This is a genomic window from Citrobacter sp. wls757 (assembly GCF_005280935.1).
In the GTDB taxonomy this organism is placed as follows: Bacteria; Pseudomonadota; Gammaproteobacteria; order Enterobacterales; family Enterobacteriaceae; genus Citrobacter; species Citrobacter portucalensis.
In genome coordinates this window covers 1-7,515 of record NZ_SZWU01000090.1, presented here as the reverse complement: position 1 = coordinate 7,515, position 7,515 = coordinate 1, and the positions used below count along the sequence as shown (strand labels likewise).

Here is a 7,515-nt window from a genome sequence, read left to right as displayed (position 1 = left end):
CTTCGCCGGATGGCGGCTGCGCCTTATCCGGCCTACAAAAGTGTGCGCTCCGTAGGCCTGATCAGCAAATCGCATCAGGCATAACTTTTCCGGATGGCGGCTGTGTTTTTTCCGGCCTGCAAATGATGTAGCCGCATCCGGCAATCACAGGTACAGCGCCGGGAAGATCAAATTATCCACCCCACGCTCGCGCAATCTTTGCGCTAGGTGTTCCACATCCTTCGGCGTGGCGCTCGGCCAGTCCTTCGCTTCGCCATACACCCCGTGCGCATGAAAGGCATTCAGCCGTACCGGTACGTCACCGGTGCGTTTGATAAACGCCGCCAGCGCATCGATATGCTGTAGATAATCTTCCTGACCAGGAATTACCAGCAGGCGGAGTTCCGCCAGTTTTCTCTGCCCGGACAAAAAGGTAATGCTTTGTTTAATCAGCGTGTTATCGCGGCCGGTAAGCTGCCGATGACACGTGCTGTCCCAGGCTTTTAAATCCAGCATTACGCCGTCGCACACCGGTAGCAGCTTCTGCCAGCCGGTTTCGCTCAGCATGCCGTTGCTGTCGACCATGCAGGTCAGGTGTTGCAACTGCGGATCGGTTTTTATCGCGGTAAATAGCGCCACAATAAAGGGGAGCTGGGTAGTCGCTTCACCGCCACTAACGGTTATCCCTTCGATAAACAGTGACGCTTTACGAATATGTTGCAGCACTTCATCAACGCTCATACTCTGCGCCATCGGCGTGGCCTGCTGGGGGCACATATGCAGGCAGGTGTCACACTGCTGACACACATCGGACTGCCACCACATTTTCCCTGCGCTCAGGCTCAGCGCCTCATGCGGGCAATGCAGCACACACTCCCCGCAGTCGTTGCAGCGTCCCATCGTCCACGGATTGTGGCAATTTTTACAGCGCAGATTACATCCTTGCAGAAACAGAGCCAGGCGACTGCCCGGCCCGTCGACGCAGGAGAAAGGAATCAGCCTACTGACTAAAGCGCATCTGCTGTTCATGGCTAATCACGCGAGGTTGTCGTTCCAGAATGCGCGTATTGCGCGCGGCTTCTTCGCCAAGCCAGGTGGTGTTGGTTCGTGACCCTTCGGCGCGATACTTTTCCAGATCCGACAGGCGCACCATATACCCGGTGACACGGACCAGATCGTTGCCGCTCACGTTGGCGGTAAACTCGCGCATTCCGGCTTTAAACGCCCCGAGGCACAACTGCACCAGCGCCTGAGGATTACGCTTGATGGTTTCATCCAGCGTGAGAATGTCGCTGATCCCGGCGTGATAAAACGCGTGATGTGGCGAGACGGTTTGCAGATGGGTGATCGGGTCCGGCTCATCGCCGTAAGGCAGGCGTGCACCTGGCGTGGTGCCGATGTCAGAACTGATCCCCGACTGTGCATGCAGCATCGCGCGCTGCTTCCAGCCATATTTCACCGGGGTATTTTCGACAAACTCCGCCAGGTAGGCGCTAATACGATAGCCGAGCTGATTGGCGAACTCATCTTTCCCATAGCGCGCATTCTGTCCCGCCTTATCGCACAGCAGGTTCACCGCCTCCGCCAGACCATACATCCCGAACATAGGCACAAAACGTTCGGGATCAATCAACCCTTCCTGCACGAGGAAGCTATTCTCAAAGAAATGTGATTTCTCATAGAGAAATTCACATCGTGAATCAATGATGGCGATTTGCTGCTGGCAGTAGTGCGGTAGGGTGCGCGTAAAGAAGTCATCGACAGAGGTGCTGCGCTCTGCGATGGCTTTCAGATTAAGCCTGACCAGCGTGCTTCCACCCCCGGCGAGCGGCAAAGAGTTGTAACAACTGACGACGCCATACTGACCTTTTGTGAAAATTTTATCATTTTCAGGGCCGTTGGAAATATGCGGCTTACTGCACTCGCAGATATTTTGCGCCACGTTGAGCAGCAGATCGTCAGATGTGATTTGCGGGTCATAAATGAATGTCAGATTAGGCGAAACCTGCTTTAACTCTGCATCTGCGCGTAAAATTGCACGGGTGACTGGTGTATCGGCGGGGCCGATATTGGCATGCATAAACGCGTCTGGCAGGGTTCTGTCGAGATAACGCCAGAAACGTTTTATTCGAATATCGATCTCGTCTTGTGTTAGAATTCTAACATACGGTTGCAGCAGGGCATCGAGCTGACCGAGATAAACCGGCATCGACGTCACTGACGGAACATGGTGGTAAAGAATAGTGAGTAAGGATAACGCGTCATCAAGATCCCTGGCGCCTTCCAGCTCCAGCCACGATGAGCCATTGGCCAGAAAACGCGCGTAATCGGGTAAAACATAGCGCGGTTTGAACGGGGCATGACCTTCGTACATATCGCAGATTACCCCATCATCCAGCGCCTGACGTGCCTGTGCAGGCAGTTGCGGGTAAGGCAGCGCGTTTTCAGCTTCCAGCGCCAGAAAGTGGCGTTTCTGCTCAGGGCTGAGCACTGGGCTGGTCACGATTTGTTGGCAACGCTGTTGCAGCGCGAGTTCGCTTGAAGTGGGCATCGTTGATTCCTTTTTATCCCGAAGGTGTAACGCCATTGTAGAAAGCAACGCCGCCGTAACCTTTGATCCGGATGCGCCTGATGCCACCGCATCCCTTTAGAAAAGGTGATTTATTTGAAGTAGATCTCATTAGAGTAATGCAAATCTGTATGTGGTTTTCATTAACTGTGATGTATATCGAAGTGTGATAGCGAGCGGATGTTAGAATACTAACAAACTCGCAAGGTGAAATTTTATACGGCGATGCCGTTGGAGAATGTTATGACCGATTTAACAGCAAGCAGCCTGCGTGCACTGAAACTGATGGACCTGACTACCCTGAATGATGACGACACCAATGAAAAAGTGATCGCGCTGTGTCATCAGGCGAAGACCCCGGTTGGCAACACTGCCGCAATCTGTATCTATCCGCGTTTCATCCCTATTGCGCGTAAGACCCTGAAAGAGCAGGGCACGCCGGACATCCGCATTGCAACCGTAACCAACTTCCCGCATGGCAACGACGACATCGAGATTGCGCTGGCTGAAACCCGCGCGGCGATTGCTTACGGCGCAGATGAAGTTGACGTGGTGTTCCCGTACCGTGCGCTGATCGCCGGTAACGAGCAGATTGGTTTCGATCTGGTTAAAGCCTGCAAAGACGCGTGTGCGGCGGCAAACGTGCTGCTGAAAGTCATCATCGAAACCGGTGAGCTGAAAGAAGAAGCACTGATTCGCAAAGCGTCTGAAATCTCCATTAAAGCCGGTGCTGATTTCATCAAAACCTCTACCGGTAAAGTGCCGGTCAATGCGACGCCGGAAAGCGCACGCATCATGATGGAAGTGATCCGCGACATGGGTGTTTCTAAAACTGTAGGTTTCAAACCGGCTGGTGGCGTGCGCACTGCAGAAGATGCACAGCAGTTCCTGGCGATTGCCGATGAACTGTTTGGCGCTGACTGGGCTGATTCTCGTCACTACCGTTTTGGCGCATCCAGCCTGCTGGCGAGCCTGCTGAAAGCGCTGGGTCACGGCGACGGCAAGAGCGCAAGCAGCTACTAAGCCTTATATTGCCGGAGCTGTAGCGACGTAGGTCGGATAAGGCGTAGCCGCCATCCGGCATTAAGACGACTGCCGGGTGGCGCGTTGCTTACCCGGCCTACAACGGCCTTCTACTCTTTTCCCCTGGGGGTTACCGTGTTTCTCGCACAAGAAATTATTCGTAAAAAACGTGATGGTCATGCGCTGAGCGATGAAGAAATTCGTTTCTTTATCAATGGTATTCGCGACAACACCATCTCTGAAGGGCAAATCGCCGCCCTGGCGATGACCATTTTCTTCCACGATATGACAATGCCTGAGCGAGTTTCGCTGACCATGGCAATGCGTGATTCAGGAACCGTGCTGGACTGGAAAAGCCTGCAGCTGAACGGCCCGATTGTGGATAAACACTCTACCGGCGGTGTAGGTGACGTAACGTCACTGATGTTAGGCCCGATGGTCGCAGCGTGCGGCGGCTATATTCCGATGATCTCCGGGCGTGGCCTGGGGCATACCGGCGGTACGCTCGATAAACTGGAAGCGATTCCTGGATTTGACATCTTCCCGGACGACGCGCGCTTCCGTGAAATTATTAAAGACGTGGGTGTGGCGATTATTGGGCAAACCAGCTCGCTCGCACCGGCGGATAAACGTTTTTATGCCACCCGCGATATTACCGCGACGGTGGATTCCATCCCGCTGATTACCGGTTCCATTCTGGCGAAAAAACTGGCGGAAGGGCTGGATGCGTTGGTGATGGATGTGAAAGTGGGCAGCGGCGCCTTTATGCCGACCTACGAGCTTTCCGAAGCTCTTGCTGAAGCGATTGTCGGTGTGGCAAACGGTGCGGGTGTACGTACCACTGCGCTGTTAACCGATATGAACCAGGTGCTGGCCTCCAGCGCAGGTAACGCGGTCGAAGTTCGCGAAGCGGTGCAGTTCCTGACCGGTGAATACCGCAATCCACGTCTGTTAGACGTCACCATGGCGCTGTGCGTGGAAATGCTGATCTCCGGTAATCTGGCGAAAGATGACGCCGAAGCCCGTGCGAAATTGCAGACCGTGCTGGACAACGGTAAAGCGGCAGAGATTTTTGGTCGCATGGTTGCGGCGCAAAAAGGCCCGACCGATTTCGTCGAAAATTATGCGAAGTACCTGCCGACGGCAATGCTCAGCAAAGCGGTATATGCTGATACCGAAGGCTTTGTCAGCGCGATGGATACCCGCGCGCTGGGGATGGCGGTCGTTTCCATGGGCGGCGGTCGTCGTCAGGCTTCGGACACCATTGATTACAGCGTTGGCTTTAGCGATATGGCGCGTCTGGGCGACAGCGTAGACGGACAACGCCCGCTGGCGGTGATCCACGCGAAAGACGAAGCCAGCTGGCAGGAAGCGGCAAAAGCGGTCAAAGCGGCAATTAGCCTTGACGATAAAGCGCCAGAAATTACACCGACAGTCTATCGTCGTATTACCGAATAACTGTATACTGATCTGATCGCTTTTTTGCGGCGCAGATGTATGGAGAACAAGATGAAACGTGCATTTATTATGGTGCTGGACTCCTTTGGTATTGGTGCGACTGAAGATGCGGATCGCTTTGGCGACGTAGGTTCAGACACTATGGGACACATTGCAGAAGCCTGTGCGAAAGGTGAGGCTGACAATGGTCGCAAAGGTCCACTGAATCTGCCTAACCTGACCCGTCTGGGCCTGGTGAAAGCTCACGAAGGTTCTACCGGTAAAATTGCTGCTGGTATGGACGGTAACGCGGAAGTGATTGGTGCCTACGCATGGGCGCATGAACTTTCTTCCGGGAAAGACACGCCGTCTGGCCACTGGGAAATCGCGGGTGTCCCGGTTCTGTTTGATTGGGGTTATTTCTCCGATCATGAAAACAGCTTCCCGCAGGAACTGCTGGATAAACTGGTAAAACGTGCCAACCTGCCAGGCTACCTCGGCAACTGCCACTCTTCCGGTACCGTGATCCTGGATCAACTGGGTGAAGAGCATATGAAAACCGGCAAGCCGATTTTCTATACCTCCGCTGACTCCGTGTTCCAGATTGCCTGCCACGAAGAGACGTTTGGCCTGGATAAACTCTACGAGCTGTGCGAAATCGCACGTGAAGAGCTGACCGAAGGTGGTTACAACATCGGTCGTGTTATCGCACGTCCGTTCATCGGTGATAAAGCCGGTAACTTCCAGCGTACCGGTAACCGTCACGACCTGGCCGTTGAGCCGCCAGCACCGACCGTGCTGCAGAAACTGGTCGACGAAAAAGACGGTCACGTGGTTTCCGTCGGTAAAATTGCGGATATCTACGCTAACTGCGGCATCACCAAAAAAGTGAAAGCCACCGGTCTGGACGCGCTGTTCGACGCCACCATCAAAGAGATGAAAGAAGCAGGTGATAAGACCATCGTCTTCACCAACTTCGTTGATTTCGACTCTTCCTGGGGACATCGTCGCGATATCGCCGGTTATGCTGCGGGCCTGGAACTGTTCGACCGCCGTCTGCCTGAGCTGATGGAGCTGGTGGGTGAAGATGACATTCTGATCCTGACCGCTGACCACGGCTGCGACCCAAGCTGGACCGGCACTGACCACACCCGTGAACACATCCCGGTACTGGTCTACGGCCCGAAAGTGAAACCAGGTTCTTTAGGTCACCGTGAAACCTTCGCGGATATTGGTCAGACGCTGGCGAGCTACTTTGGTACGTCACCGATGGACTACGGTAAAAACATGCTGTAATACCCGTTGTCTTTCGCGCTGTAGATGCGTTGACTTCATTCGCTCACCCCGGTCACATAGTGAATCTATGCTCCCGGGGATTCACGAATTCGTCGCCTTTCTACAACGCGAAATCCTTAGGGTATTTCACTGTTTTGCATACGTTTTGTAGGCCTGATAAGGCGTGGCCGCCATCAGGCAATAACAACGAAATAAGGACAAAAAATGGCAACTCCACATATTAATGCAGAAATGGGTGATTTCGCTGACGTCGTATTGATGCCGGGCGACCCGCTGCGTGCAAAGCATATTGCTGAAACTTTCCTCGAAGATGTTCGTGAAGTGAACAACGTTCGCGGCATGTTAGGTTTCACCGGTACTTACAAAGGCCGTAAGATCTCCGTTATGGGTCACGGTATGGGTATCCCGTCCTGCTCCATCTACACCAAAGAGCTGATCACCGATTTCGGCGTGAAGAAAATCATTCGCGTAGGCTCCTGCGGCGCTGTGCGTATGGACGTTAAACTGCGTGACGTGGTTATCGGTATGGGCGCTTGCACCGACTCCAAAGTTAACCGTATCCGTTTTAAAGATCATGACTTCGCTGCTATCGCTGACTTCGACATGGTGCGTAACGCGGTTGATGCGGCAAAAGCACTGGGTGTAGACGCGCGCGTGGGCAACCTGTTCTCTGCTGACCTGTTCTACTCTCCGGACGGTGAAATGTTCGACGTGATGGAAAAATACGGCGTGCTGGGCGTGGAAATGGAAGCGGCGGGCATCTACGGTGTTGCTGCGGAATTTGGTGCAAAAGCGCTGACCATCTGCACCGTTTCCGACCATATCCGTACTCACGAGCAGACCACTGCCGCTGAACGTCAGACGACCTTCAACGACATGATCAAAATCGCGCTGGAATCCGTTCTGCTGGGCGATAAAGAGTAAGGGTTGTTGTGGCCCGGTGGCGCTGCGCTGGCCGGGCCTATGGGAATGCCGCTATTAATGCCTGATGGCGATTCGCTTATCAGGCCTACAGGAGCGGTCTTGTAGGCCGGATAAGGCGCAGCCGCCATCCGGCAATTCGCCACTAATCGCTTAACGCACGGCCTTCGCCACCCACGCCGCCAGTTCACGCAGCTCGTTTTCCTGATCCGGATATTCCGTAACCAGCGCTTCGCAAGTCTGCTGTAAAACATCGGCGCGATACTGGCAGCCCTGTAGCCGCTCCGCCA

6 protein-coding genes and 1 pseudogene are annotated in these 7,515 nt (G+C 54.1%); 4 read left to right on the top strand and 3 right to left on the bottom strand.

Features of this window, described 5'->3' with window-relative positions:
* Nucleotides 1–144 precede the first annotated feature (144 nt).
* Together FDW94_RS23495 and FDW94_RS23490 are read right to left on the bottom strand one after the other, a co-directional pair.
* Nucleotides 145–1,008, bottom strand: a complete 864-nt coding sequence (locus FDW94_RS23495) for a YjjW family glycine radical enzyme activase (protein ID WP_137378354.1) — start codon at nt 1,006–1,008, stop codon at nt 145–147.
* On the bottom strand, nt 980–2,530 hold the full coding sequence (locus FDW94_RS23490; protein WP_137378353.1) for a YjjI family glycine radical enzyme: 1,551 nt from the start codon (nt 2,528–2,530) through the stop codon (nt 980–982). The genes FDW94_RS23495 and FDW94_RS23490 overlap by 29 nt, the downstream gene beginning before the upstream one ends.
* Before the next feature lie 261 nt (nt 2,531–2,791).
* Here FDW94_RS23490 and deoC point away from each other — a divergent pair, with 261 nt between their 5' ends.
* The 4 genes from deoC (at nt 2,792) to deoD (ending at nt 7,228) form a co-directional block, all read left to right on the top strand.
* Nucleotides 2,792–3,571, top strand: a complete 780-nt coding sequence (gene deoC, locus FDW94_RS23485) for a deoxyribose-phosphate aldolase (protein WP_003019042.1) — start codon at nt 2,792–2,794, stop codon at nt 3,569–3,571.
* Between the two features lie 135 nt (nt 3,572–3,706).
* A complete protein-coding gene (deoA, locus tag FDW94_RS23480) occupies nt 3,707–5,029 on the top strand; it encodes a thymidine phosphorylase (RefSeq protein ID WP_003845626.1) in 1,323 nt (440 codons plus the stop codon).
* Nucleotides 5,030–5,080: 51 nt separating this feature from the next.
* Entirely contained in the window at nt 5,081–6,304 is a 1,224-nt protein-coding gene (gene deoB, locus FDW94_RS23475) for a phosphopentomutase (RefSeq protein WP_003019037.1), read from the top strand.
* 204 nt (nt 6,305–6,508) lie between these two features.
* On the top strand, nt 6,509–7,228 hold the full coding sequence (deoD, locus tag FDW94_RS23470; RefSeq protein WP_000224864.1) for a purine-nucleoside phosphorylase: 720 nt from the start codon (nt 6,509–6,511) through the stop codon (nt 7,226–7,228).
* Between the two features lie 150 nt (nt 7,229–7,378).
* On the opposite strand, the pseudogene lplA reads toward deoD, so the two are convergent.
* A pseudogene (lplA, locus tag FDW94_RS23465) lies at nt 7,379–7,515 on the bottom strand (lipoate--protein ligase LplA); the annotation flags it as partial.